The organism is Provencibacterium massiliense (assembly GCF_900169495.1).
Taxonomy (GTDB): Bacteria; Bacillota; Clostridia; order Oscillospirales; family Ruminococcaceae; genus Harryflintia; species Harryflintia acetispora.
In genome coordinates this window covers 215,799-240,782 of sequence record NZ_FWCH01000011.1, presented here as the reverse complement: position 1 = coordinate 240,782, position 24,984 = coordinate 215,799, and the positions used below count along the sequence as shown (strand labels likewise).

General features: G+C 54.7%; 19 protein-coding genes. 6 read left to right on the top strand and 13 right to left on the bottom strand.

Features of this window, described 5'->3' with window-relative positions:
• Positions 1-174: 174 nt before the first annotated feature.
• The 5 genes from B5477_RS04855 to proB form a co-directional block, all read right to left on the bottom strand.
• A complete protein-coding gene (locus B5477_RS04855) occupies positions 175-1,848 on the bottom strand; it encodes a hypothetical protein (RefSeq protein ID WP_242942120.1) in 1,674 nt (557 codons plus the stop codon).
• A 74-nt stretch (positions 1,849-1,922) separates the two neighbouring features.
• Entirely contained in the window at positions 1,923-2,870 is a 948-nt protein-coding gene (gene mnmL / locus B5477_RS04850; protein ID WP_079698660.1) for a tRNA modification radical SAM protein MnmL/YtqA, read from the bottom strand.
• An 80-nt stretch (positions 2,871-2,950) separates the two neighbouring features.
• A complete protein-coding gene (locus B5477_RS04845) occupies positions 2,951-3,883 on the bottom strand; it encodes a hypothetical protein (RefSeq protein ID WP_079698659.1) in 933 nt (310 codons plus the stop codon).
• Between the two features lie 121 nt (positions 3,884-4,004).
• Entirely contained in the window at positions 4,005-5,249 is a 1,245-nt protein-coding gene (locus B5477_RS04840; protein WP_079698658.1) for a glutamate-5-semialdehyde dehydrogenase, read from the bottom strand.
• A gap of 17 nt (positions 5,250-5,266) precedes the next feature.
• Positions 5,267-6,076, bottom strand: a complete 810-nt coding sequence (gene proB, locus B5477_RS04835) for a glutamate 5-kinase (RefSeq protein WP_079698657.1) — start codon at positions 6,074-6,076, stop codon at positions 5,267-5,269.
• A gap of 255 nt (positions 6,077-6,331) precedes the next feature.
• On the opposite strand from proB, the gene B5477_RS04830 reads away from it, so the two are divergent.
• Together B5477_RS04830 and nagA are read left to right on the top strand one after the other, a co-directional pair.
• On the top strand, positions 6,332-6,811 hold the full coding sequence (locus tag B5477_RS04830; protein ID WP_159448936.1) for a TspO/MBR family protein: 480 nt from the start codon (positions 6,332-6,334) through the stop codon (positions 6,809-6,811).
• A 53-nt stretch (positions 6,812-6,864) separates the two neighbouring features.
• On the top strand, positions 6,865-7,986 hold the full coding sequence (gene nagA, locus B5477_RS04825; RefSeq protein ID WP_079698655.1) for an N-acetylglucosamine-6-phosphate deacetylase: 1,122 nt from the start codon (positions 6,865-6,867) through the stop codon (positions 7,984-7,986).
• A gap of 84 nt (positions 7,987-8,070) precedes the next feature.
• Here the strand turns inward: nagA and B5477_RS04820 are convergent, their stop codons facing one another.
• The 7 genes from B5477_RS04820 to gap form a co-directional block, all read right to left on the bottom strand.
• Entirely contained in the window at positions 8,071-9,432 is a 1,362-nt protein-coding gene (locus tag B5477_RS04820; protein ID WP_079698654.1) for a hypothetical protein, read from the bottom strand.
• A gap of 636 nt (positions 9,433-10,068) precedes the next feature.
• Entirely contained in the window at positions 10,069-11,253 is a 1,185-nt protein-coding gene (locus tag B5477_RS14825) for a hypothetical protein (RefSeq protein WP_143533541.1), read from the bottom strand.
• A 20-nt stretch (positions 11,254-11,273) separates the two neighbouring features.
• A complete protein-coding gene (locus B5477_RS04815) occupies positions 11,274-12,767 on the bottom strand; it encodes an MBOAT family O-acyltransferase (RefSeq protein WP_079698653.1) in 1,494 nt (497 codons plus the stop codon).
• A 25-nt stretch (positions 12,768-12,792) separates the two neighbouring features.
• The gene (locus B5477_RS04810) at positions 12,793-13,020 is read right to left on the bottom strand and encodes an acyl carrier protein (RefSeq protein ID WP_079698652.1); all 228 of its coding nucleotides are present in this window, start codon (positions 13,018-13,020) and stop codon (positions 12,793-12,795) included.
• A 13-nt stretch (positions 13,021-13,033) separates the two neighbouring features.
• The gene (locus B5477_RS04805) at positions 13,034-13,852 is read right to left on the bottom strand and encodes a GNAT family N-acetyltransferase (RefSeq protein WP_079698651.1); all 819 of its coding nucleotides are present in this window, start codon (positions 13,850-13,852) and stop codon (positions 13,034-13,036) included.
• A complete protein-coding gene (locus B5477_RS04800; RefSeq protein ID WP_079698650.1) occupies positions 13,852-15,363 on the bottom strand; it encodes an amino acid adenylation domain-containing protein in 1,512 nt (503 codons plus the stop codon). The genes B5477_RS04805 and B5477_RS04800 overlap by 1 nt, the downstream gene beginning before the upstream one ends.
• Positions 15,364-15,996: 633 nt before the next feature.
• Positions 15,997-17,010 carry a type I glyceraldehyde-3-phosphate dehydrogenase gene (gene gap, locus B5477_RS04795; RefSeq protein ID WP_079698649.1) on the bottom strand — a complete coding sequence of 338 codons (1,014 nt, stop codon included), beginning with the start codon at positions 17,008-17,010 and terminating at the stop codon, positions 15,997-15,999.
• Between the two features lie 241 nt (positions 17,011-17,251).
• Here gap and B5477_RS04790 point away from each other — a divergent pair, with 241 nt between their 5' ends.
• From B5477_RS04790 to B5477_RS04780, 3 genes are all read left to right on the top strand, one after another.
• Positions 17,252-18,412 (top strand): sensor histidine kinase, encoded by a 1,161-nt coding sequence (locus B5477_RS04790; RefSeq protein WP_159448935.1) that lies wholly within the window; start codon positions 17,252-17,254, stop codon positions 18,410-18,412.
• Between the two features lie 328 nt (positions 18,413-18,740).
• On the top strand, positions 18,741-19,952 hold the full coding sequence (locus tag B5477_RS04785; RefSeq protein WP_143533540.1) for a hypothetical protein: 1,212 nt from the start codon (positions 18,741-18,743) through the stop codon (positions 19,950-19,952).
• A 153-nt stretch (positions 19,953-20,105) separates the two neighbouring features.
• The gene (locus B5477_RS04780) at positions 20,106-21,272 is read left to right on the top strand and encodes a mandelate racemase/muconate lactonizing enzyme family protein (RefSeq protein WP_079698646.1); all 1,167 of its coding nucleotides are present in this window, start codon (positions 20,106-20,108) and stop codon (positions 21,270-21,272) included.
• A gap of 78 nt (positions 21,273-21,350) precedes the next feature.
• On the opposite strand, the gene metG is transcribed toward B5477_RS04780, so the two are convergent.
• Positions 21,351-23,345 carry a methionine--tRNA ligase gene (gene metG / locus B5477_RS04775; protein WP_079698645.1) on the bottom strand — a complete coding sequence of 665 codons (1,995 nt, stop codon included), beginning with the start codon at positions 23,343-23,345 and terminating at the stop codon, positions 21,351-21,353.
• Positions 23,346-23,694: 349 nt separating this feature from the next.
• Here metG and B5477_RS04770 point away from each other — a divergent pair, with 349 nt between their 5' ends.
• Entirely contained in the window at positions 23,695-24,966 is a 1,272-nt protein-coding gene (locus tag B5477_RS04770) for a hypothetical protein (RefSeq protein ID WP_079698644.1), read from the top strand.
• Positions 24,967-24,984 lie beyond the last annotated feature (18 nt).

Genomic DNA, 24,984 nt, shown 5'->3' with positions numbered 1-24,984 from the left:
CCGCTTTTACCAAATTTATCAGAAAAACCACTTTCGCAGCTCCCCTTTATTATATGCGCTCCACCACAAAAAAACACTGTGCCCAAAAAATTTTAAAACGCTGCTGCGGGAATTGCCTGCCACAAGGATAAAGCGGCCCCGGCGGATGATGTCCGCCGGGGCCGCTTTGATCATTTATCCGTTCTCGGCCTGCTTTTGGGTAAACTCCAAATTGTCGAAGGACACGGCGTGGATCACCCCGTCCCCGGTCTCGACATACTCGAGCGTCACCCGGTCCCCCTCCCTGGTGATGGCCAGCTCGTCGCTGACGGTGCTGTCCGCGATGAAGATCACATCCTGCTTGCTGTCCAGAATCAGCTTGTAAATCTCCTGCTTCTCGCTCTGCTCAGAGGCGATGCGCAGCACCGCGCCGGTGGCCTTCTCAGTTTCGGCCGATTCCTGCAGCGCAGCCGAGCTGCCGCCGTTGCGCAGCGCCTGGCTGTAATCCCTGCGCGCGTCGGCGATGGTCTCCCCGGTGCCGACGGTGGAATAGTTGACCACCGACACGAAGGCATACTGCTTGATCAGCCCCGCGTTGTCCTTGAGGGTCATGAAGTAGGTCGGCTGCCCGTCAAGGTTGATGATGATCGGGAAGGAGGCGTCATATTTGAGGTTTTGCACCTTCCCCTCGGCCGAGCGCTGGCCCATGTCCTCGGTCGCGCCGTTGATCTGGTAGCGGATGGGCTCCTTGGTCACCATATCCACCATCATGAAGCCGATGGCGCTCTCGTCCCGCCCGACGCTGGTGAGCCCGGTGAAGAGGTAGCAGTTGCCGCCGTTGTAGACGATGTTGTGCCCCTCGCTCTGGCGGAACTTGTCCTTGTCGGCAAAGTTAAAGATGCCGTGCACATAGGCGCCCTGGTTGTTGATCTGGTTGAGGATGAAGTCCTCGGGCTGCACCCGGTCCACCCACTCGGGCACGTCGGCGATGGAATACTTCTCCTTCTCCCCGGTGGTCGCGTTGACCACGATCACCCCGGTCGCCTCGGGCAGGGCAAAGCCCCGGCGGTTGCGGTAGGTGCTCACCACCCAGTAGGGCTGCCCGTTATCGTCAAGCTCGAAGGAATAGTCCACGATCCCCTCAAACAACGCTCCACCGAAGCGCACGTTGCGCTTGAGATCGTGCAGCAGGTAGCTGTTCGGCTGGATTTTGATCTTATGGTCCTCCACATAGCTGACGTCGTTGACGTTGGTGGCCGAAACGGTGATGTACCCCGCGCTGCCCGACATGTTGGTCAGCCACTTGAAGAAGCCGGAATGCTGCAGCGGCACCGCCCAGATCAGCTTGCCGTCCACCATCTGGATGGTCGGCTCGCCCAGGACCACCTGGCTGCCCAGCGAGGGCTTCTCGCCCAGCTTCTTGTTGGCCAGGTTATAGGCGAGCTCCTGGTCCACGATCGGCACCTGGGACATGTCCACCGCCTGGATGTCGCTGGAGAACTCCCGCTCCTGCACCTCGCCCAGCTGGTCGCGGTAAGCCCCCCAGCTGATCAGGGGGGAGGAGATGATCATCATGACCGCCAGGAACGCCCAGGGCGCCGCGATGATGAACTTGACGACTTTCGGAAACTTGCGCTTGGGCACATAGTTAAAGGGCCGCTGCGCCCCGCTCATCCCCGCCTCCAGCCGCTGGAAGGTGAACTCCCCAAAGTGGAAGAGCGCCCAGATCAGCAGATACAGCGAGATCACAAGAGCCCAGAAGATGGCTCCTTCGGAATAGAAGGGGCTCAAATTCACCGACTCCACAAAAACATAAAGGGCCAACAGCAGCGTGACCGCTCCATAAACGCCCAGTCTAACCTTTTTCACTTCTTTCCCTCCAATTAACGGATGGTAAACAGTATACCACATCTCGGCCGCCTGTGGGCCGATTTAACGAAAACTTAATACTTGGCCTGGTACCGGCAGCCCTGCACGCTGTCCCGGCGGCGCAGCTCCTTGTCGATCTCGTTGAGCACGCAGAGCTTTTTGCGGCTCCACTGCGGCCCCAGCAGCTCCCCGGGCGCGCCGTCGCCGGTCAGGCGCTGGATCACCGTCTGTGGCGGCAGCAGCTCGAGCTGGTCGCAGATAATGTCCACATATTCCTCCCTCGTGAGCAGCCGCAGCTCCCCGCGCTCATAGCGCTCGCCGATCACGGTGCCGCGCACCGCGTAGAGCAGATGGAGTTTGAGCGCGTCCACCCGAAGCTCCCCGACCTTTCTGGCGCTCTCGGCCATCATCCCCCGGTCCTCCCCCGGCAGCCCGTCGATCAGGTGGACGCAGACGGCGATTCCCCGCTCGCGCAGCCTCCAGAAGCACTCGAGGAACTCCTCCCAGGTGTGCTGGCAGTTGAGCGCCGCCGCCGTCCTGTCGTGGCAGGTCTGCACCCCGAGCTCGACGCTCAGGTCGGTGCGCCGGGCCAGCTCTCCGAGATAGTCCAACGCCTCGGGCGCGATGGCGTCCGGGCGGGTGGCGATACTGAGCCCCACCGTGTCCGGCAGCGCCAGCGCCGCCTCATAGAGCTCCCGCAGCCGCCAGAGCGGCGCAAAGGTCCCGGTAAAGGCCTGGAAGTAGGGGATGTACTTTGCCTGCGGCCATTTCTTCACCGTTCCCGCGCGCACCTGCCGCGCCTGCTGCGCGATGGTCAGGGCAGCGTCCCCGGCGAACTCCCCGCTGCCCGCGCCCGAGCAAAAATCGCAGCCGCCCACCCCCTTGGTGCCGTCCCGGTTGGGGCAGGAAAACCCTCCCGACAGCGGGATCCGGCAGACCTTGCAGCCGTAGCGGTGCCGCAGGTAATAGTCATAAGTGTGGTAGCGCTTGCCCCGGTCGGAGTAGGTGAACGCCTCCTGCATACTGCTCCCTCCCGGTTTTCTCCCTTGCACGATGCAGGCCGTTGATGAAATCAACGGCCTGCATCCCTTCATCCTTGTCGTTATTCTTCCGAAGAATCCTCAGAGGAACTCTCAGTGGAGGAATCCTCCTCAAAGCCGTCATCCTCCGGCTCATCGGAAGAGCTCTCCCCGGCGCTGGAGGAGCCGTCCTCCTGCGAGGAGGATGCCAAAGCCCCTTCCTCCCCTTCGCCGTAGACGCCGCCCTCTCCGTCCGGAAGCGTCTCGTCCTCCCCGACACTGGCGATCGCCCCGTCGGGAACCGAAGCCTCGGTCCCGTAGCCGACCTGCTTCTCGGGCGGCGGGTCCTTGATGGCGGTCAGCTGATAATGCTTATCCAGCCTTTTCAGCTCATAGATCATAAACTTGTGCGGGTCGGGCTCGGTCTTGTTCCCGGCGATGTCGGTGTTCCAGGCGGTGCCCGGCGGGATATATCCCACCAACAGGGAATAGGTGTCCCCGTCGCGGGTGATCTCGTCCACGCGCGGGGTATACAGCGCGCTGGCGCTCATGACCGGCACATGGTAGGCCTTGGTGGCCTCGTTGTACTCATAGGAGATGCCGAAGTCCGAGAAGGACTGGTGCTCGAGCTCAAGCTCGGGCCCGAACAGCTGGGTCGAGGTCACGTCCACGTCCGAGGAGGGGACGATCAGGTTGCCCTGCGCGTCGAAGGGATAGGTCTCCCGCTTGTCGCCGAGCATGGTCGCCCAGAGCGCGGCCTGCAGCACGGTGAACTTATCCAGCGTCGTCACGTCCTCGAAGGGCGGCGGGTCGAACATCAGCACCGGCTGGATGATCTTCTCAAACTTCTGCTTCTCCCGCGAATTATCGAGAATCTGCGAGGTCAGGTTGACGCCCAAAATGATCAGCGCCACCAGCCCTGCCGCGGCGAGGATGAGCACCAGCGCCCCGATGGGGGCGGCGGCCCTGTTTTTGCGCCGCCGGTGCACCTCGCGCAGAGAATTGTATTCCGTCATCGTCAATTCCTTTCGTGATACCGGTTTGCGGGTTTCCCCGCGACTACTAGCCAGTATACCACATTGGCGCGTATTCTTTCAAGCAAAGCCCTTAGAATTCACAAACGGTTCAAGTTTGCGCTCAGCGCACCTGCCCGCTGCCGAAGAGGATATATTTGTCGGTGGTCAGCTCCCGCAGCCCCATCGGCCCGCGGATATGCAGCTTCTGGGTGGAGATGCCGATCTCCGCCCCCAGCCCGAAGACCCCCCCGTCGGTAAACCGGGTCGAGGCGTTGACGTAAACCGCCGCCGCGTCCACCCTTGCCGTGAAAATTTCGGCGCTTTCATAGCTTTCGGTCACGATGCATTCCGAGTGGCCCGAGGAGTAGCGCGCGATGTGCAAAAGCGCCTCCTCCATGTTCTCCACCACCCGGCAGGCGAGGATGTAGTCGCCGTATTCGGTCTCCCAGTCCGTCTCGTTTGCCTCCTTGATCCCCGGCAAAATTTCACAGCTGCGCGCATCCCCGCGCCACTCCACGTTTGCGTGCGCCAGCGCCGCCTTCGCCGCCGGCAGGAAGCGTCCGGCAATGTCCCGATGGACCAGCACCGTCTCGCAGGCGTTGCAGACCGACGGGCGGGAGGTCTTGGCGTTGTCCAGGATCCTCACCGCCATCTCGAGGTCGGCGTGCGCGTCGATATAGGTGTGGCAGTTGCCCACCCCGGTTTCGATCACCGGGACGGTGGCGTTCTCCACCACCGTGCGGATCAGCCCGGCGCCCCCGCGCGGGATGAGCAGGTCGAGGTAGCCGTTTAAGGTCATCATGGCGTTTGCGCTCTCGCGGGTGGTATCCTCCACCAGCAGGATGCAGTCCCCGGGCAGGCCCGCCTTGTCCAGCGCGCCGCGCATGACGTTTGCCAGCGCGATGTTCGAGCGGATCGCCTCCTTCGAGCCGCGCAGCAGGCAGACGTTGCCCGACTTGAGGCAGAGCGCCGCCGCGTCCACCGTGACGTTCGGTCTGGCCTCATAGATCATCCCGACCACCCCGAAGGGCACCTTGGTCTTAACGAGCCGGATCCCGTTTTCCAAGGTCCGCCCGCTCTCCACCACCCCGACGGGGTCCTGGAGCATGACGATCTCCTCCACCGCCGCGGCGATGCCCTCGATCCGCTCCCCGCTCAGCTGTAGCCTGTCGAGGAAGGCCTTTGTCATCCCGCGCTCGCGCGCGGCGGCCATGTCCGCCCCGTTTTCTTTTAAGATCGCGGGCGCGTTTTCGCGCAGCGCCGCGGCGATCGCCCGCAGCGCCCCGTTGCGTTTTTCCGCGCCCGCGCAGGAGAGGACCCTGCTTGCGGCCTTCGCGCGCTTGCCCAAGCTGATTAAATCCACCATTTCAAAGCCCTCCTCGTCTAGGCCGTCACATTTTCCGGTTTTGCCTGCCTGCTGTAAAAGCGTGTTCCGACCGACTCCCCTTCGAGCAGCCGGTAGATCAGCGCCGGGTCGGTGCCCGACATCACCACCGTGTCGATCCCGGCTTCCCCGGCGACCTCGGCGGCATGAATCTTGGTGATCATCCCGCCGGTCCCCCGCGCGCTGCCCGCGCCGTGGGCGATCGAGAGGATGTAATCGTCGATCTCGGTCACCGCCCGGATCAGGGTGGCGTCGGGGTTGGTGCGCGGGTTGTCGGTATAGAGCCCGTCGATGTCCGAAAGGATGATGAGCAAGTCGGCGTCGCACAGGGTGGCCACCACTGCCGAAAGGGTGTCGTTGTCTCCGAATTCGATCTCCTCGACCGCCACCGTGTCGTTCTCGTTGACCACCGGGATCACCCCATACTCCAGCAGGCGGGAGAAGGTGTTGCGGCAGAGCGCGCACCGCCGCTCGTCCTCCACCACGTCCCGGGTGAGCAGCACCTGGGAGATGACGTGGTTGTATTCGGAAAATTGCCGGTCGTAGATGTACATCAGCTCGCACTGGCCGATGGCGGCGGCCGCCTGCTTGGAGCGGGTGTCCGACGGGCGCTCCTTGAGCCCGAGCTTGCCCACCCCGACACCGATGGCGCCCGAGGTGACCAGGACGATCTCCTTGCCCATATTTTTGAGGTCGGCCAGCACCTTGACGAACTGCTCGATCCGGCGGATGTTGATCAGCCCGCTCGGATGGGTGAGCGTCGAGGTTCCGACCTTGACCACGATCCGGTTTGCCGCTTTGATTTCCATTTCACTCAAACTCCCCTTAAGCTCGCGCCCGCGCGCGGACCGGCCGCGGCCCGGGCGAAAAATGGCCTCTGCCATAAAAATGCTGTAATGGCCGTCATGCGGCTATTATAGCATACACCGCTTTGCGTTTCATCCCCTTTTTTCCGATTTCCTGCATTTCTTCCTCTTTCGCGCCGGCGCGCGCATATAATCGGGGCGTTGGGTTCATATATTTAGAAGGTAACCAGCAAAGCAATTTTTGAGGGGGTCTGCCCTGTGGGCGTCATCAAACTGCGTGAACTTCTGCTTTCCCTGGCCGCGTCGGCCGCCGCCTCGCTGCTCGGCACATTGCTCGGCGGCGATATGTCAAGCGCCTACCATGCCATGAACCTGCCCGCCCTGGCTCCGCCGGCGGCGGTCTTCCCCATCGTCTGGACCATCCTCTATGTGCTGATGGCCCTCGCGCTGTACCATCTGCTGATCACCCCGCAGACCGACTACTACCTGCGGCGCAGCACCCTGGTGCTCTATTTTTCGGGGCTTCTGCTCAGCGCCCTGTGGCCGGGCGCCTTTTTTAGGCTCGGGCAGTACACCCTCTCCTTCTTTATGATCGTGGCCATGATCGCGCTGGGGGTGCTCACCGTCACCCGCATGCGCCGCATCTGCGAGCGCAGCGCCTGGCTCTACCTGCCCTACCTCGTCTGGCTGGTCTATGCGCTCTATCTGTGCTATGGGGTGGCGCGGCTGAACCGTTGATTATTTCGCCGCCATGATGTACACTAAGGAAAAGAGCAAAAGGAGAAACTCTCATGCTGTTAAAAAACGCGGAAGTATATCATACCGATTTTACCTTTCATAAGGCCGACATCCTGATGGAGGACGGCGAAATCAAGTCCGTCGCCCCCTCCCTCCCCGGAACGGGCGAGGACCTTGGCGGGCTGCGGGTGATCCCGGGGCTTTTGGACATCCATTCCCACGGCTGCGTCGGGTGCGACTGGTCGCGCGGGGGCGAGGACAATTACTACAAGATGGCCCGCTACTACGCCGAAAACGGGGTGACCTCCCTGCTCGCGACCACCATGTCCCTGCCGGCGGACACCCTCGATTCCATCATGCACGAGCTGCGCGCCTTCATCGCCGCCCCCCGCAAGGGCGCGAAGGTGCTGGGGATCAACATGGAGGGCCCCTTCTTCTCCAAGGAAAAGAAGGGCGCGCAAAACGAGGCGAACCTGATCGATCCGGACGTCGGCCTCTTCCGGCGGCTGCAGGAGGCTTCGGGGAACCATATCCTGCTGTGCGACATCGCGCCCGAGCTGCCCGGGGCCGAAGAATTCATCAAGGCGCTGAAGGATGAGGTGCGCATCTCTTTGGCCCACACCGCCGCTGGCTACGACACCGCCATGCACGCCGTCTCGTTGGGCGCGCGCCACGCCACCCACCTCTACAACGCCATGACCCCCTTCACCCACCGCTCCCCCGGCGTGGTGGGCGCCGTCTTTGACAGCGACATCGACGCCGAGATGATCTCGGACGGGATTCATCTGGACCCCGCCGTGGTGCGGATCACCTTTAAGGTGCTCGGGCCGGGGCGGATCGCGCTGATCTCGGACAGCATGGAGGCCTGCGGCATGCCCAACGGCATGTACGAGCTGGGCGGCCAGGCGGTCACCGTTAAGGACGGGCTGGCCACCATCGCCAGCGGCTCGATCGCGGGCAGCGCCACCAACCAGTTCGAGTGCATGCGCCGGGCCATCCGCTTCGGGGTGCGCGAGGAGGACGCCATCCGCGCCGCCACCCATTCCCCCGCCCGGATGATCGGGATGCAGGACAGGGTCGGCGTGATCGCCCCGGGAGCCGTCGCCGACCTGGTGGTGGTGGACCGGGATTATGACATCAAGGCCGTCTACACCGCGGGCGAGCGGCTCGCCTAAATACCATGAAACAATTGGGAGGCCAGCGTCAAAGACGCTGGCCTCCCTTTTTCAGCTTTCCGGACGGGACGCTTCCCCCGGCCCTCAGGCGTTCACACCGGATAGGGTATAAGGGTGCCCGGAAAAGACCTTCAGCACCGGCACCGCCACCGTGCCAAGGCCCGTAATGTCGGCGCTCCCCCACTCCCAGGCGCTGGCAGCGCCGCCGGGGCTGAGAAAGCTAAAAGTATCCTGCTGTCCCGCCGTCACCTCGTAAATGCCTGATATCGCAGAACTGTTACTGTTCGTTATACCGCTAACCGTCCGGATATAGGAGAGTGCCGGCAGCGACGGGTCGGTAATGTTCTGGTAGCCGATTCCGTCGATTACGCAGAGATAGTTCATGCTCCCGTTGATGGTGCCCGCGTAGTTGGTCCCGTAGGCCTTGACCGAATAGGGGATGGCGTAGCACCGGCGCACAGTCGAGTAATCCGGCCCGGCATGGCTGGAGAAGGAACCGGCCAGCCCGCCGGCGTAACAGGCCTGCAAGGTGATCCCGGCTGCATAGCAGTCCTCCACTGTCGAGTTCATGGGCTGAGACACAAGGCCGCCCGCCGAAGACTGGGGATTTTCAGCCGTCTGGACGGTCGCAACGAACTGCCCGCCGAGTGCGAAGCAGCGCCGCAGCGCCGAGTCGCGGCACTCCGCCGCGATCGCACCGGCCATTCCCCGGGGTGTCGACAGGTTTGCGCCGACCACCCCGAGGTTTTGCACCGTGGCCCCCTCGATGGCCCCGAACAGGCCGGACCGGTCCCTCCCCGTGCAGGTGAGCCCGCTCACGGTGTATCCGTTCCCATCATAGGTTCCGGTGAAGCTGTCCTGACTGTTTCCGCCCAGCGGCGTCCAGTTGGCGTAGCCGCCGAGATCCAGGTCCGCCACCTGCACGAACTTCTTGTTAAGATGCGCGTTCACATGCTGCAGCTGCTGCGGGCTCGCCACCGCGAAGGGGACTGTTTCCCCGTCGCCGTAGAGGAAGCCGCCCGCCGTCCCGGACGGACAACCGCAGCTGAAAGGGGCTTCAAACTCCCGGCTGACCGTATGGGGCCGCTCGAATCCCGCGCGCTGGGGGTCGACGTTGGCCGTGACCTCCAGCAAATAGCTTTTGGGCGCGGCGACATCATAATCGGCGGGCAGGAAGACGCCGCCGTCTCCCTTTGCAGCGTCCACAGTGCCGAGCGCAGCGCCGCTGTCCTTCTCCTTGAGCGTAAAGGTATAATCCTTGGCGCGGGCGGAGCCGGTGAAGGTGATTTCGAAGCCGCGCTGCGGCAGGCTTCCGTCCGAGCCGGCGCGTGTGCTGGTCGCGCTGCGCAGCGAAAGGCCCAGCGTCTCCCCCTGCGCGAGCGCCGGCACCCCCGTCAAGGCCAGCAGCGCGGCCGCCTGGGCTACGCAAACAAACCGCTTGATCATGCCATTCCCTCCGTTTCAAAAATGACCGATAGTATAGGTATCAACCTATCGTCCGGCGTGGGGGATGGAGGCAAAAAACGGTAGATTTGCTTGCATTTCCCGGAAAAACAGGATATAATTAGGTGAAGATTTCCAATTGCTGGGCAAAACCCGGCTATCAGATAGGAAGAAAAACGCAAAGAAGGCCCATAGCTACCTATGCTATCGGTCTTCTTTTTTAAGCAAGTCAATACCTCCACCCCAAAACTTCAAAGCAAAAATTTTATCTTAATGGGAATAGAAAGGCCAGCAGTATATAAAACTGCTGGCCTTTCTCCCTTTAATATTGTACTTTCACGTAATAGCTTCAAATTGATATGTTTCATTAGCTCCAATTTAAATAAACGATATCACCTTAATATATTCGTTGACAAAATATCCTGCGGGAATACTGACCGAGAAGCCCGTCATCTGTAGATCTTCATTTTGAAAATGTGTGGATACGTTCGTACGTTCTATTCCATAATAGCACTGGACAGTTTTATTACCGATTTGTAAATAAAGTGCAGTTAAATGTTTCAATTTAAAAATTAACAACCCAATCATCAAACTCAACCATATTTATGGTTTTGGGATAATTAATGTAATTGAGTTTTTTTAATAAAAACTACTGCTTAAAAAACTTTGAGAGGCTCCACATATTACAATCGCATCATACTTATTTTGGGTAATGGCATGTTCTACATAAGGAACTCCATCCATATACCGAGGATCGACAATTGTAATTTTATTACAAGCGAGCGCTAAAAATGTAGCACCTCTCATAAAGCCAGAGTCTAAAATCAGGAGAATACTGGGACCATTGATATTTTCGAGGTTTTGATACTCATAATAAGGTTCCGGATACTGCCCATAATTTGTAATCCAATAAGTATACAAATCATGTGGTTTTTTTTCATAGCTATTCATCAGCGCTGTCTGAAAATCTCCGGTTCTTGTTAATTCTCCCTGCTTATTAAATAAATTAAATCGAGTTGGAAATTGGGGGATATAGTTTTCAAATTTATCAACTTTTGAAAAATATTTACCTGACGATCGAGAGGTATTACCCAAAAAATCAAACGCTTCCACTTTATACTGATTTATATCTAAAATCGTGTCCAGATCACTAAAAAATATACCATATTGAGTTTGTAGATGGTTAATTAGCTTTTTCGATGCCCAAAACTCACCATATGTCGTAAAATGAACATCTGAATAAAAAAAGAACTCTGTTCTTTTTGGTGCATCAGGATCGGAATCCATTAGGGTACGAAGATTTAAAATATCAACGCCATAGGCGCAAAGAGAAGCCATAAACTCTTTACTAATATGCCCTGCAAAATACATGTTATCTGATAAAGAAAGCTTTTCATCTTTGTTAGGAATCTGAAGAAAAACTAAAGGTATATCATTTTCTGTACAATATTTGCTCAAAGAGAATATGCTTTTTTCAAAAGGTTCAGTATCAGGATAATTTCCAAAAACCTGCATAATTCCATCGTTATCTTTTACAAATTCGAAATTACCTATTATTTTTTTATTTAGTATGCGCATACATAAACCGTAAATATCTATTAACTTTGGTCTTCCACTAAATTGATTTTTAAGTTCACTCTCTACAGAAGATGTAGCTGACTTCCACGTCTGAAATGAAATATCCTGCTTATTAATTATTCGATTCAATTTTTCTAAGTTTAATATATTTCCAGCGCCAAGTATTATACAAAAAAAGATAATTAGAATTAAAGAAAGAATCTTATTTTTTTTAGATTGCGCCAGCCTTTTATGCTTTTCCTGCAAGACAAAAATTCCCCTTTAATTTAAAAATTAAAATATATAAATGGATCGTAGGCGGTATTAACTACATAAGATACGCAGACAATCAACATTATAACTTCAATAATATCTGTTGCACAGCGCACATTAAATAAATACTTTTTAGGAATATGATTCATTAGCGCTTTTAAAATTGGCGTTGCAGCAATAACGGAAATTATTATCGTGATGGCACTGTCGAAAAAAAGAAATTGTGAAAGGCTGTCGGAAATAGAGTTACCCATTAATCCAAACATACTACCAAGGTATCGAAATGCATTCCATGTGCCTGGAGCACGAAAAAACACATCGGCAATTAAAACAAGAAATAGTGTACGGCAAATTTGGATACCTTTAAACCAATAAGATTTTGTATTTATTTTAAGTTCTTCAGTAATCTTTTTTATAATAGGTTGAAAAATAAGCGAAAGTATTAATAAAAAGCCGTAAAAGCAACCCCAAATAATATACCCCCAACTTGCCCCATGCCACAGACCAGTTAAAAACCACACTATGGCGAGACCAACGACCGCAGGAACCACTTTGCCTGGAGTTCTTCCCCATTTTTGGCGAGCAAATTTTCCGAGGTTCATTGACCATCCGGAAATAGAGATAGGATAAAAAAGGTAGTCTCGGAACCAAGAACCCAATGAAATATGCCATCTTTGCCAAAACTCAGGAATGGTTTTGGAAATATAAGGATAATTAAAGTTTTCATTAAAATGAAAACCAAACATTAATCCCAAGCCGATAGCCATATCAGAATAGCCTGAAAAATCATAATAAACTTGAAAAGCATAAGAAACCAAACCTAGCCATGCCAAAGAAACCGTAAGCTGGGTAAAATCTGTATATCCAAATGCCTTATCCGCAATAATTGCAAGACTATTCGAGAGAATAAGCTTTTTGCAGAGACCGATAATAAACCGTCTTACACCAGTAGAAAAATCGTTTAAATTTTCTTGTCGTGAATTAATCTCCAGAGCAACAGTTTCATAACGGACGATCGGACCTGCAATTAGCTGTGGAAAAAAGGAAATGTATAAAGCGACATTTAAAAGATTTTTTTGAACTTTTCCTTTCCCGCGATAGACATCAAAAACATAAGACATTGCCTGGAATGTAAAAAAGGATATCCCAATTGGTAAAGCAATATTAGTTTGGGGGATTTTATCATTTAACAAAAAGTTAAGGTTTCGTATTGTAAAATTCAAATATTTAAAGACAAAAAAGAGGGAAAGATTAAACAACACCATAAAAGTTAGAATAACACGTTGATGAGGCTTATTTCCTTTTTCTCGATCAACAAGTAGCCCTAAAGCATAATTTATTACGATAGAAAACATCATAATAAAAACAAATTTGGGCTCACCCCAAGCATAGAATAACAAAGAAGCTATTAATAAGAATACATTCTTATAACGTCTATCGAGTAAATAGTAGCCTAATAAGGTTATGGGCAAATAGAAAAAAAGGAAAATCGTTGAGGAAAATACCATTTTTTCGTCCTACATTTCTTTATTTTTACTTGGTTAGCATTCTATTGATAAGGGCGTGTATCGATTTAGCCGAATTAAAATTTTTAGCTTCAATTTCTTCAACGGGAATAGTAACCCCGAATGCATCAGTTAGTTCGGAGATGATACTTACAATATCGAATGAGTCGATTAACCCATCATCAACTAAGTTTTCTTCTTTTTCAAAATTAACATCCGGAACAATTTCAGTCAAAATTTTTAAAAGCTTTTCCATATTATTATCTCCTTTACTTGGTTGGATCAAAAATTAATTTTTCCGATATCTTGCCATCGAAATTAAACCCTAAAGATAAATGTAACTTTTCAGAAGGTATATTCCCTTCATTAACCCATGCATAAGCACGTTGCACTCCCTGCTTTAAACCTAGATTGAGGCAGGAGTGTACCAATAGTTTCCCAAGCCCTTTTGAACGGTCGCTCGGTCTAACCCACTCATGCAAAGAAATCAAATATTTTTTATTGCAAAAAAAATGAATAAAAGCAATTAATTCTCCTTGACTGTTTATAAAACCAAATAACCGCTTATCTCCAATTGCCTGTTCCAGTTCCTGCTGAGTAGGAAGTTGATCTGTAATATGGTTAAAAGAGTCATAGAGATGCTCCGTAATTTCTGGTAAATGGTAGGATTTCAAAAACATAAAACCGTTGGGGAATTCAGCCAACTCAGTCTCCAAACAAAGTTGTTTTACCATACGCCGTGCTATTTTATTTTTATAAAATCCATTGTTAAACCAAAAATTACGTTCATATTCAATACGGTTGGATCCAATCTGATAAATCACACTAATTTGTACTGGTTTGTTCGAAACGATCTCAACTAAATCATTTTTTCTTTCTCCAATGTAATACCACATTTCATAATAAAAGTTGTTATTTTGAAAAAAGGCCAAACAATTTGAAGTTTGAATATAATAAAGCAATCCATCTTGAATTAGTTTTAGTATTTTATTGGGAAGCAATGAACAATTAGAGTGCGTCTTTAAATGATTGTTTTGAAAAGAGAGAACAAGACTATTATAAAGATCCATGCTGGATACTTTGTACATCACAGCATCCCCTTAAGTAATACTCGATCTATCTTCCCATTTCGATTCATAGGAAGTTTTTCCTTTTGTACTAACCTGTTTGGCAGCATATATTTGGGTAACAACCTTCGCAATGCAGTTAATATGTCCCGATCAATATTTTGGATTGCCTGATAGAAAAGAACTATTTTATCTTCTGCATCGTCGTATATGATGCAACCATTTTGAACATCTGGCAATGACAATACGGCCGTTTCAATTTCTCCAATTTCTATACGATGTCCCATATGTTTTATTTGAAAATCTTTGCGGCATAAATAAATCAACTCGCGATTTTCATTATACTTCACTATATCACCGGTTCGATAAATCAATTCAGGATAATGGGAATTCAAAGGATTCTGCACAAAAGAAGAAGCTGTTTTTTCTGGATTATTGTAGTAACCTAGTGCTAATGAGGACCCTCTAACACATAACTCTCCTTTCTCTTCACCTATGACTAATTCATTTTTATCATTTAAGACCAATATATCTGTGTTACGGCAGGGAATACCAATCGGCAAAGGTTCATTATCTTCCATTGGCCTGTCTACAATGAAAAATGTACAAGCGTCAGTAATTTCTGTCGGTCCATAAAGATTTGCATAGAGTGCTTCGGGTAAGGCTTTACGCCAAATATTCAGCTGCTTATTTGGCATAACCTCTCCACAAAAAAGAACCTTTTTTAAATGCTCAGGCTTCATCTTGTTAAAAACTCCTGAATTAGCAACGTAAATAAGGGCGGAAGGGACCCAAAATATAGTATTAATTCTTTTCTGATTTAAATACTCAATAAGTTTAATGGGAAACATGAATAGCTTTTCTGGTATTAAACACATGGTTGCACCAGTTTTTAAAGTGGAGTAAATATCAAGAATTGAGTTGTCAAAATATAAGGGGGCCTGATTACCAAAGACATCATTTTCCGAAATAGAAAATGTTTCGCATACCCATTCGATATAATCAATTACTGAACGGTGACAGATTGTTACTCCTTTTGGAGTTCCTGTGGACCCAGAAGTAAATAGAGTGTAAATTGGATCTGTATCCAATTTTCTATCTAAAGCATGTTTAATCATCAATTCGTCGTATGCTTCCAAAATTACTTTTTCATAAATTAAAATTTTTTCACTAGAGAAACCAATATCCTGGGCTTTTTTTACATACTTGTCACTGACTAAGATTGCTGTGGGATTAAGAACATCAACAATCTTTTTTAATCTTGAGACAGGAGAGGTCGTATCAAGAGGAGTATAAAAATTTGCACTATATGTTACTGATAAATATGCTTGAATCATATCCGCACTCTTATCCATTAAAATTGCTATGGGTTGATTTATCTTTTCTTTTACGCAAATAAGAATTTGTGTGGCAATATTCTTCCCTTGTAGTAATAGTTGTCCAAATGTAATTGATTTCTGTTCATCGACATAAGCCGGTTTATCCGGAAATCTATGGACAATATTTTCCAAGTACTCAATAAGATTATTCATAAAACTCTCCTAACATACAGTAAAAAGTTGCAAATTGTAAAATTTTACAAAAAATCAAAATATTATTTATGCGTAGCATATAATAACACAAAATAAAATATATCGCAAATATAATTTATATATTTGTAGGGTTTATTCGAATTTTAGCAATTAATTCGTTTTGCTTAGTATTAAGTACCCATTTTTTATCTGTATTTTTTTATGTTTACTTTTATAAACTCTAACAGCATCATGAATAACACCAAATTGGGGTTGGCAAGGTAAACGACTAAGTATTAATTTGACAACTATGGTTAAATCTTCCTTCTATAAATACTTAAAATATCTGGGTAATGAGAAATACCAGGGTCAGGATAAAACTACTATTTGCACTCTATCTTATATACCAATGATAACATCATGCTGCTCGTTATGGAAAAGAGCGTGTGCAAGTATATCTACTAATTTTCAAAATCACTATTTACTAATGACAGAATTTTTGTTAATATCCTCATTAAATATTTTATTATTGGGTTGACTTTGATGAACCGTATCAGTTTGAACCCGCAATTTACTCATTAAACTAATTATGTGCATAAAAAAAGCCGCGGCAATGCCGCGGCTTTTTTCGTTCTATTTGGGTATCAATGGTTCTTACTTGTGGTCGACCTTGTTCATGTGCTCGATGAGCATCAGGACCTTGTTGGAATAGCCCCACTCGTTGTCGTACCAGGAAACCAGCTTGACGAACTTGTCGGTCAGGGCGATACCGGCCTTCGCATCGAAGATGGAGGTGTGCGGGTCGGTGATGAAGTCGGAAGAGACGACCATATCCTCAGTGTAAGCGAGGATGCCCTTCATCTCGTTCTCAGAAGCCTTCTTGACCGCGGCGCAAATCTCATCGTAGGAAGCGGGCTTCGCGAGGTTGACGGTCAGGTCAACGACCGAAACGTCCAGGGTCGGAACGCGGAACGCCATACCGGTCAGCTTGCCGTTGAGCTCGGGGATGACCTTGCCAACCGCCTTCGCAGCACCGGTGGAGGACGGGATGATGTTGCCCGCAGCGGCGCGGCCGCCTCTCCAGTCCTTCTTGGAAGGGCCGTCAACGGTCTTCTGGGTGGCGGTGGTGGAATGAACGGTGGTCATCAGGCCGTCGACGATACCGAAGTTGTCGTTGATGACCTTGGCCAGAGGCGCCAGGCAGTTGGTGGTGCAGGACGCATTGGAAACCACGTCCATGCTCTTGTCGTATTTATCATTGTTGACGCCCATGACGAACATCGGGGCATCCTTGCTGGGGGCAGAGATGACAACCTTCTTCGCGCCGGCCTTCAGGTGGGCGGAAGCCTTGTCGATGGTGGTGAACACGCCGGTGGACTCCACGACGTACTCAGCGCCGCACTCGCCCCACGGAATCTCCTCAGGGTTCATCTTGTCAAAAACGCAGATCTCCTTGCCGTTGACGCAGAGCTTGTCGCCCTTGATCTCGGCGGTGCCGTCGAAACGGCCATGGATGGAGTCATACTTGGTCATGTAGACCATGTAGTCCAGCGCGATGAACGGATCGTTGACACCCACGACCTCATACACATCAGGCTGCGCCATTGCCGCGCGGAAAACAAGACGTCCGATACGGCCGAAACCATTAATACCAATTTTAATTGCCATTGGAATCTACCTCCCATATTTTAAGCTGATTCTATTCTATACCATATTTGTGAAAACTACAAGCCGATTGACAAACTTTTAACCTCTTTTTTAAAATTTTGTAATATCTGCGCAGCGCCGTCCCGGCCGCATGCAAGCGAAAAGATTGCAAGCCCGGCGCACATCATGTATAATGGGTTCCGGAATACATAAACAAATAGAGAGAAAAGCAAAAATCAACACTGTTTGGGGAAATGAAAATATGGGAATATGGGAGGACTGCCCGCATGCGCGGACGGTTATTGATCTGTATGACGACTCCAGCCAACCGACCGCGGTGGTGGACGAAGAACTGCGTATAGTCTGGACGAACAAACGCGCGCTCGCGCTCTACGGCAGCTTCAAGGTTCCGGACGGGCTTTCGTCCATGCTCTCGGCGGAGGACCGCCATCGGGTGGGCGAGGAGCTTTGCGCAGACCGCAGCGTGACGGTCAGCACCGGGCGGCTACCGCTGGGCACCACCGAGCTCTTCTTCGTGCCGTTTTGCACATTCGGGGGAACCCGATTTGCGCTCGTCCACCTCAGCCCGGCCAACGCGCAGGGCACCGCGCTCGACCCGCTGGGTGCCAACCGGGTGGTGTCCACCTTCTCCAACCAGCTGCGCGGGCCGCTCTCCTCCATCTTCGCCTCCCTCTCGGCCATGTCCCGGATGGAGGAGCTCAAAAAGGAGCGCTCGCTGCGCGAGCATCTGCTGCACATCAACCAGAACAGCTATAAGATTCTGCGCCACTGCGTGAATCTCACCGAATATACCCGCTTTACCAGCGCCATCAACCCCTTCGAGCCGGTCACGGTCGACCTGCGCGAGCTGCTGCGCCAGCTCGGGGATGCCGTCCAAATGCTGGCGCAGGACCTGGGAATCCCGCTGCACGTCTCGCTGCCCGAGAGGCCGCTGCTCTGCCAGTGCGACCAGGAAAAGCTGCAAAACGCCCTGCTCAACGTGCTCTCGAATTCGCTGCGCTATACCCGCTCGGACAACGAAATCACCCTCGCGCTCGAGGAGGTTTCCGGCAGCGCTCGGATCACCGTGACGGACCGTGGGCTCGGGATCGAGCCGGAAATCTACCCTTATATCTGCGACCCCTTCTTCAGCCACGATCCGACCGGCTACGAGGCCGCGGGCGGAGGCTTGGGGCTGACGGTGGCCAAGCTCTCGATGGCCGCCCACGGCGGGACCTTGATGATCGACTCGGTGGAGGGCAGCGGCACCAAGGTGGTGCTCACCCTCCCCCTGCGCCAGAAGCAGGAGGGCTTTTCGGGCGAGGGCGTGCTGCGCGCGCCGAACAGCGCCGACTATATTTGTGACCGCTTCTCGCCGGTGCACATCCTGCTCGCCGACGTCTGCCGCACCCCCGAGCCCTGATTTTGCCCGGCTCCTCTTGCAATGCGGTGGTGAATCCTGTATAATTCTGGTAGACGCTGCCGGATTTTAGGGGTAAGGCCCGGCGGCGCTTGGGGATAGGGCGGTGTCCGATGGGGGGATCGGTGGCTCCGCCTTCAAAATTGGGGGCAAAATTGCATATGCCGGCTGTGCCGTAGTATACGGCAGGCTTTGCCCATCCATGTTACCCGGTAAGATGGATGGGCTTTGTTGTCTTGCGCCTTGCCGGGCGCAGCGGCCGGTGGGCCGGGCCCGTCATGGCGGGCCCGGGTGTATGGTTTGTGCCACCAAACAAATTGGGGGCATTTTTATGTGGAAAAAACTTGGTTCGATTCTTCTTTCTCTCACCCTGGTCCTGGGAACGGTGTCCGTGGCGGGGGCCGCCGGGGAGACTGTCGGCTCCTCCATCGAGGTGGAGACCGCGCTGCTCGACGAGGAAACCCTGCCGAGGGTGCAGGCCTCCCCAAAAGCGCAGGCGCGTGTGGCCGCCGCGCTGCCGGTGCGCGGGCTGACGGTGCGCTTTACCGGGAGCGGGCATGCCGGCTCCTATACCTTTACCCTGCAAAGGAAGGGCAGCGGTACCATCCTCGATTCCGTCGAGACAAGCGGCGGCACCTCCGCCGTCTTTTTGCAGGCGGACTTTAGCCTGGCCGGGCCCGAAACCTTTGTCATCACCGCAACGGCCAACGTGCCCGCGGCGCAAAGCGGCTTCCATACCGCCGGGCGGATCACCAGGGAATACACCACCGGCTATGTCTGCGGGTGTGATTCCAGCGCTCAGGGCGGCTACTTTTTCGGGGACGGCTCCCCGGGCAATCCGTTTTTGATTGCCTCCCCCGCCCAGCTCGCACACATCGAGCAGCACAATGCCAGCAGCCTTAAGCAGGTACAGGACATCGCGCTTGGCGGGACATGGACGCCCATTTCGTCCTTTGGCGGCGTTTTCGACGGGAATGGTTGTTCCATCAGCGGCCTTCGGATCACCGACGCCTCCCTCTCCAGTGATGCCGCGGGGATGTTTGCCAGTGTCTCGGGAAGCGGCTGCATCGTCAAAAACGCCGCCTTAGTTTCCCCCTATGTCGCCGTGTCGTCCGCCCATGCCGGCTCCCTCGTCGCCCAGCTGAGCGGCGGCGCCGTCCTCCAGGATTGCACCGTCACCAACCCGACGGTACAGGCAAGCGGGGAATGGTATAAAGTGGGCGGTCTGGTATCCAATGTCTTTTCCGGCAGCGCCCTGCGGTGCAAGGTTATCGGCGGCACGGTGAAGCAGCTGCATACCTACGGCACCGCCGGGGGCATCACCGGTTACAGCAAGGATTCCTCCTTCGTCGAATGCGCCTCGTCCGCGGCCAACACCGCCGCCTACACCGGAGGGATTTCCGGATACGCGGAAGGGTCCATCGTCCTGCAAAACTGCCGCTGGACGAGCCCCAGCCACGCCGTCTATCTCTATGGTTACGGGAATTATACCCCCAACAGCGGCGGCAGCTTTGGCAACTCCCAGGTCAGCAGTATCGGTTAACCATCCCGCAAGGGGCCGCATAGCGCTGCTATGCGGCCCCTTGTTTTCGATTGCTATGAAAACAATGATCCGCTCATTCATTTCATAGTATATTGCGTTTTGAGAGCGGGCGAATTATGATTTCTACAGAAGAACGGAAAGGGTGGTGCTCCCATGAAAATCACAAAAATTGATCTGCTCCTCGCAAAACCGGTCGAGCTCGGCTGGACCCCGCCGCTCTGCCGCGTGTATACCGACAGCGGGATCTACGGCGACGGCGAGGCGGCCCTCTCCTACGGCGGCGCGCAGCGCGCCGCCTTTGGGATGCTGCAGGACCTCGCCCGGCGGCTGATTGGCCTGAACCCGCTCGAGCACGAGGCCGTCTGGCAGAAGCTCTACCGGGACTGCTTCTGGGGACGAAACGGCGGACCGGTCGTTTTCGGCGGGATCAGCGCCCTGGATATCGCTTTGTGGGACATCAAGGGCAAGGCCTACGGCGCGCCGGTGCACGAGCTGCTGGGCGGCAGGCAGCGCCAGAGCCTGCGCGCCTATGCCAGCCAGCTGCAAAACGGCTGGGACGGCAAGCCGGCCAGGAAGCCGGAGGACTATGCGCGCGAAGCCAAAGCCGCGGTGGACAAGGGTTTCGACGCGGTGAAGATCGATTTCTTCAACTTCAAAGAGGATGCGGGCCGCTTCACCGACGCCGAGCGCACCGGCCTGCTCGCCCCGCGCCAAATGCAGATGCTGCGCGCGCGCATCGCCGCCACCCGCGAGGCCGTCGGCCCTGGGGTGGACATCATCCTGGAGAACCACTGCTACACCGACGCGCAGTCCGCCGTGCAGATGGGCAACATGGCCAAGGAGTACGGGATATTCTACTTTGAAGAGCCCACCACGCCCCACGCCGAGCTGCTGCGCTATGTGCACCGGGAGACCGGGTTGCCCATCGCCAGCGGCGAGCGGATTTATTCGCGCTGGCAGTACAACAAGTGCTTTCGTCAGGACGCGCTGCAGATCGCGCAGCCGGACATCGGCACCTGCGGCGGGATCACCGAGGCGAAGAAAATCTGCGACCTGGCCTATATCTACGAGGCCGGCGTGCAGATCCACGTCTGCGGCAGCCCCCTGCTGACGGCGGCCTCCCTGCAGCTGGAATGCGCCATCCCGAACTTCGTCATCCACGAGTACAACGTGAACACCATCGGCCCCAGGATGCGCGCGCTGGCCGTTTTCGACTACCAGCCGGTGGACGGCCAATGCACCGTGCCCGACCTCCCGGGGATCGGCAACGAAATTTCCGATGCCGCCTTTCGGGACGGCGAGGTGGTCACCATCGGATGACCCGCCGCGAAAAGCCCTCCTGCCGGCATGCCGGCAGGAGGGCTTTTATGCTTTTTATGCGCGCTGCGCCTTTTTCATTTAGCGGATTCTCGACCCGTTGGGCACGTCATGGTCGATAAAGACCACCCGCACGTCACTGTCCCCGGCGTCAGCGGCAAGGATCATGCCGTTCGATTCCACCCCACGCAGCTTGGCGGACTTTAGGTTGGCCACCACGACCACCTTTTTGCCGATGAGGTCCTGCGGCTCGTACCACGGGTGGATCCCCGACACCACCTGCCGGCCGCCCTGCCCGTCGTCGAGCTCCAGACGCAGCAGCTTGTCGGCCTTGGGCACCGGCTCGCAGGCAGTCACCTCGGCCACCCGCAGCTCGACCTTCATAAAGTCGTCGATGGTGATGATCCCGGGGACTTCGGCCTTCGCTTCCTTCTCCCCGGGCTTGGCCTCTGCCTTGGGCGCTTCCAGCGCCGCCTTGGCCGCCGCCTTCTGGGCCTCCACCAGCGCGTCGAGCTCCTCGAGCTCCTTCTTCGCATCGATCCGCGGGAAGAGCGCCTCGCCCTTGCTGGTCGTCACATCGGGCGGCAAGAGCCCGAACTTCCCGGCGCTTTCCCAGGAAGAGATTTCCTCCCCGGCCCCGATCTGGCAAAGGATCCGGGGCCCTGTGGCGGGCATGCAGGGGGTGATCAGGACCGCGATGATCCGGATGCACTCCAGCAGGTTATACAAAACGCTCGCCAGCCGCGCGCGTTTCTGCTCATCCTTGCCCAGGCTCCAGGGCATGGTCTCGTCGATATACTTGTTGCAGCGGCTGACCAGCTTAAATATCTCGGTCAGCGCGACCGGGAACTGCATCCCGTCATAGGCCGCCTCGACCCGCCCGCACAGGCCCTGCGCCAGGGTTATCAGCTCGTCGTCCAGCGCGTCCGCTTCCCGCTCGGCGGGCAGGGTGCCGCCGAAATATTTCCCCGCCATCGACACGGTGCGGGACACCAGGTTGCCAAGGTCGTTGGCAAGGTCGGAGTTGATCCGCCCGATGAGCGCCTCGTTGGAGAAGACGCCGTCCGAGCCGAAGGGGATCTCCCGCAGCAGGAAGTAGCGGATCGCATCGGTGGAGTACCGCTCGCAGAGCAGGAACGGGTCGACCACGTTCCCCTTGCTCTTGCTCATCTTTCCCCCGTCCATCAGCAGCCACCCGTGGCCGTAGACCTTCTTGGGCAGCGGCAGGCCCAGCGCCATCAGGATGGCCGGCCATATAATCGCGTGGAAGCGCATGATCTCCTTGCCCACCAGGTGCACGTCGGCAGGCCAGTACTTGTCAAAATCATCGTATTTTTCGTTTTCGTACCCGAGCGCCGTGATGTAGTTGGAGAGCGCGTCCACCCAGACGTAGACCACATGTTTTTCGTCGAAGGTCACCGGGATGCCCCACTTGAAGGTGGTGCGCGAGACGCACAAATCCTCGAGCCCGGGCTTGATGAAATTATTGACCATCTCGTTAAAGCGGGCTTGCGGCTCCATGAAATCGGGGTGCTCCTCGTAGTATTTCACCAGCCGCTCGGCATAGGCGGACAGGCGGAAGAAATAGGCCTCCTCGTGCGCCTCGGCGACCTCGCGCCCGCAGTCGGGGCACTTGCCGTCGACGAGCTGGCTCTCGGTCCAGAACGCCTCGCAGGGGGTGCAGTACTTACCGACGTACTCGCCCTTGTAGATGTCCCCCTGCTCGTAGAGGCGCCGAAATATCTTTTGCACCGCTTCGACGTGGTAGTCGTCGGTGGTGCGGATGAAGCGGTCGTTGGAGATTTCAAAGCACTCCCAGAGCTTTTTGAAATTGGCGACGATCCTGTCGACATACTCCTTGGGGGTGACCCCGGCCTCCTTGGCCTTGTCCTCGATCTTCTGGCCGTGCTCGTCGGTGCCGGTGAGGAACATGACATCAAACCCCTGCATTCGCTTATACCTCGCCATAGCGTCCGCCGCGACGGTGCAGTAGCCGTGCCCGATATGCGGCTGCCCGGACGGATAATAGATCGGCGTGGTGATGTAGAATGTCTTGCTCATTTTACTTTCCTCCAAATTCGGTTTGATGCGGGGGCTGCTTGCAGCTGTTTTGTTATTTTACCACTTTTGCCCTGATAATACAACCTTTCCCTGACGGAAGGCGGCGAAATTCCATCCCCCGCCGGGAGGGCGAAAAAACAAAAAAGACCGCTAGCAAGGACTGCTTGGGGCCTTTTTTCTCGCCAATTTTTCCAGTTCCTTCATAATCCGATCCAGCAACTGGTAATGTTACTCTAATTATACCCTTTTCTGGCGGGTTTTGCAAGGAAAACGGCCAAAATCCACCCCCTTCCCGCCCGGTACAGACCGCCAGCAGTCCTTGCTAACGGTCTTTTTCTCTGCCCCAAATCAGGAGGGGTCCCCTTTGAAAAAGCTGATGATTGCCGTCTGCCTGCTGATCCTGCTCGCCTGCCCGGCGCGCGTCCACGCCGCGGCGGGCTTGAGCGTCGAGCTCCTATCGGGCGAAGAATGCGACTACGGGCTCAATATTCCTTTCACCCGCTCGCCGCGCACAAAGGACTACACCTTCGAGGTTTATCCCGGTGCCTCGGCCGCCGGCTCCCCCATGGTGCAGGCCCGGGTCACGATCACCGCCGCCGGGCAGGTCACGGTCCATCTCCCCTGCGCCGTCGATCCCGCAGGTCCGGCGGACTATACGCTGAAGGTCACCGCCCATGTCGCCCCCGGCCGCGCGGGGCTGGACCGAGAGGGGACGCTCAGCAAAACCTTCACCACCGCCCCCACCTGCGGCTGTGCCGCCGGGACGGCCGGGGCCTTCTACGCCGGAAATGGCACCATGCAAAGCCCCTACCGGGTCAGCACCCCGGCGCAGCTGCAGCATCTGAACCGCCACCTGGATGCGGGACTTTGCTTTTTGCAGATCAACGACATCGACCTTACCGGCTACGACAGCGACGGCAACGCCGCTAACGGCAACTGGACGCCGATCGGCATCTCCTCCGCCCTCTTCTCCGGCACCTACGACGGCGGCGGTTACACCGTCAGCCACGCCACCTGCTCCCTAACGCAGAATTATCCCGGGCTGTTTGGCCGCAACAGCGGGACTATCCAAAACCTCGGTGTGACCGACTCCTCCTTTTATACTTCCAGAGACAACGGCGGCGTCCTTTGCGGCCTCAGCACAGGCTCCATCGATCGCTGCTATGCTCAAAACTCGTCCATTACCGTCGGCGGCCTCACCGCCGGCGGACTGGTCGGCTATTATTCCGGTGGCCAGAAGGTCAGCGACTGCTACACCATCTCCTGCACCGCAAACAACTCGGGCAGCTTTTCTGGAGGGCTGGTCGGCGCAATCGACTCAGGCAGCATCCTGCGCTGTTACTCCTTAGGCTCCACCGTATCCGGCCCCGCTTCCGGCGGGCTCATCGGCGGCGTGCAGCCCAACAGCGGCGGGACCGCCTCCATTTCGGGCTGCTACTGGCAGAGCGCCAGCGCCTCTCACGCCTTCGGCCTGTCCAACGCCGGCGGGCTGGATGCGGGCTGTGTGCAGCTCGCCGCCTCCGGCTTCGCCACAGCCTCCAACCTGCCCGCCCTCTCCATCGGGCAGGAGGGCAGCGCCTGGGAGCTCCTGCCCGGGGCCTCCCACCCCACCCTCAAGGTGTTCCAGACCCACTGAACCGGGCTGAAACCACAA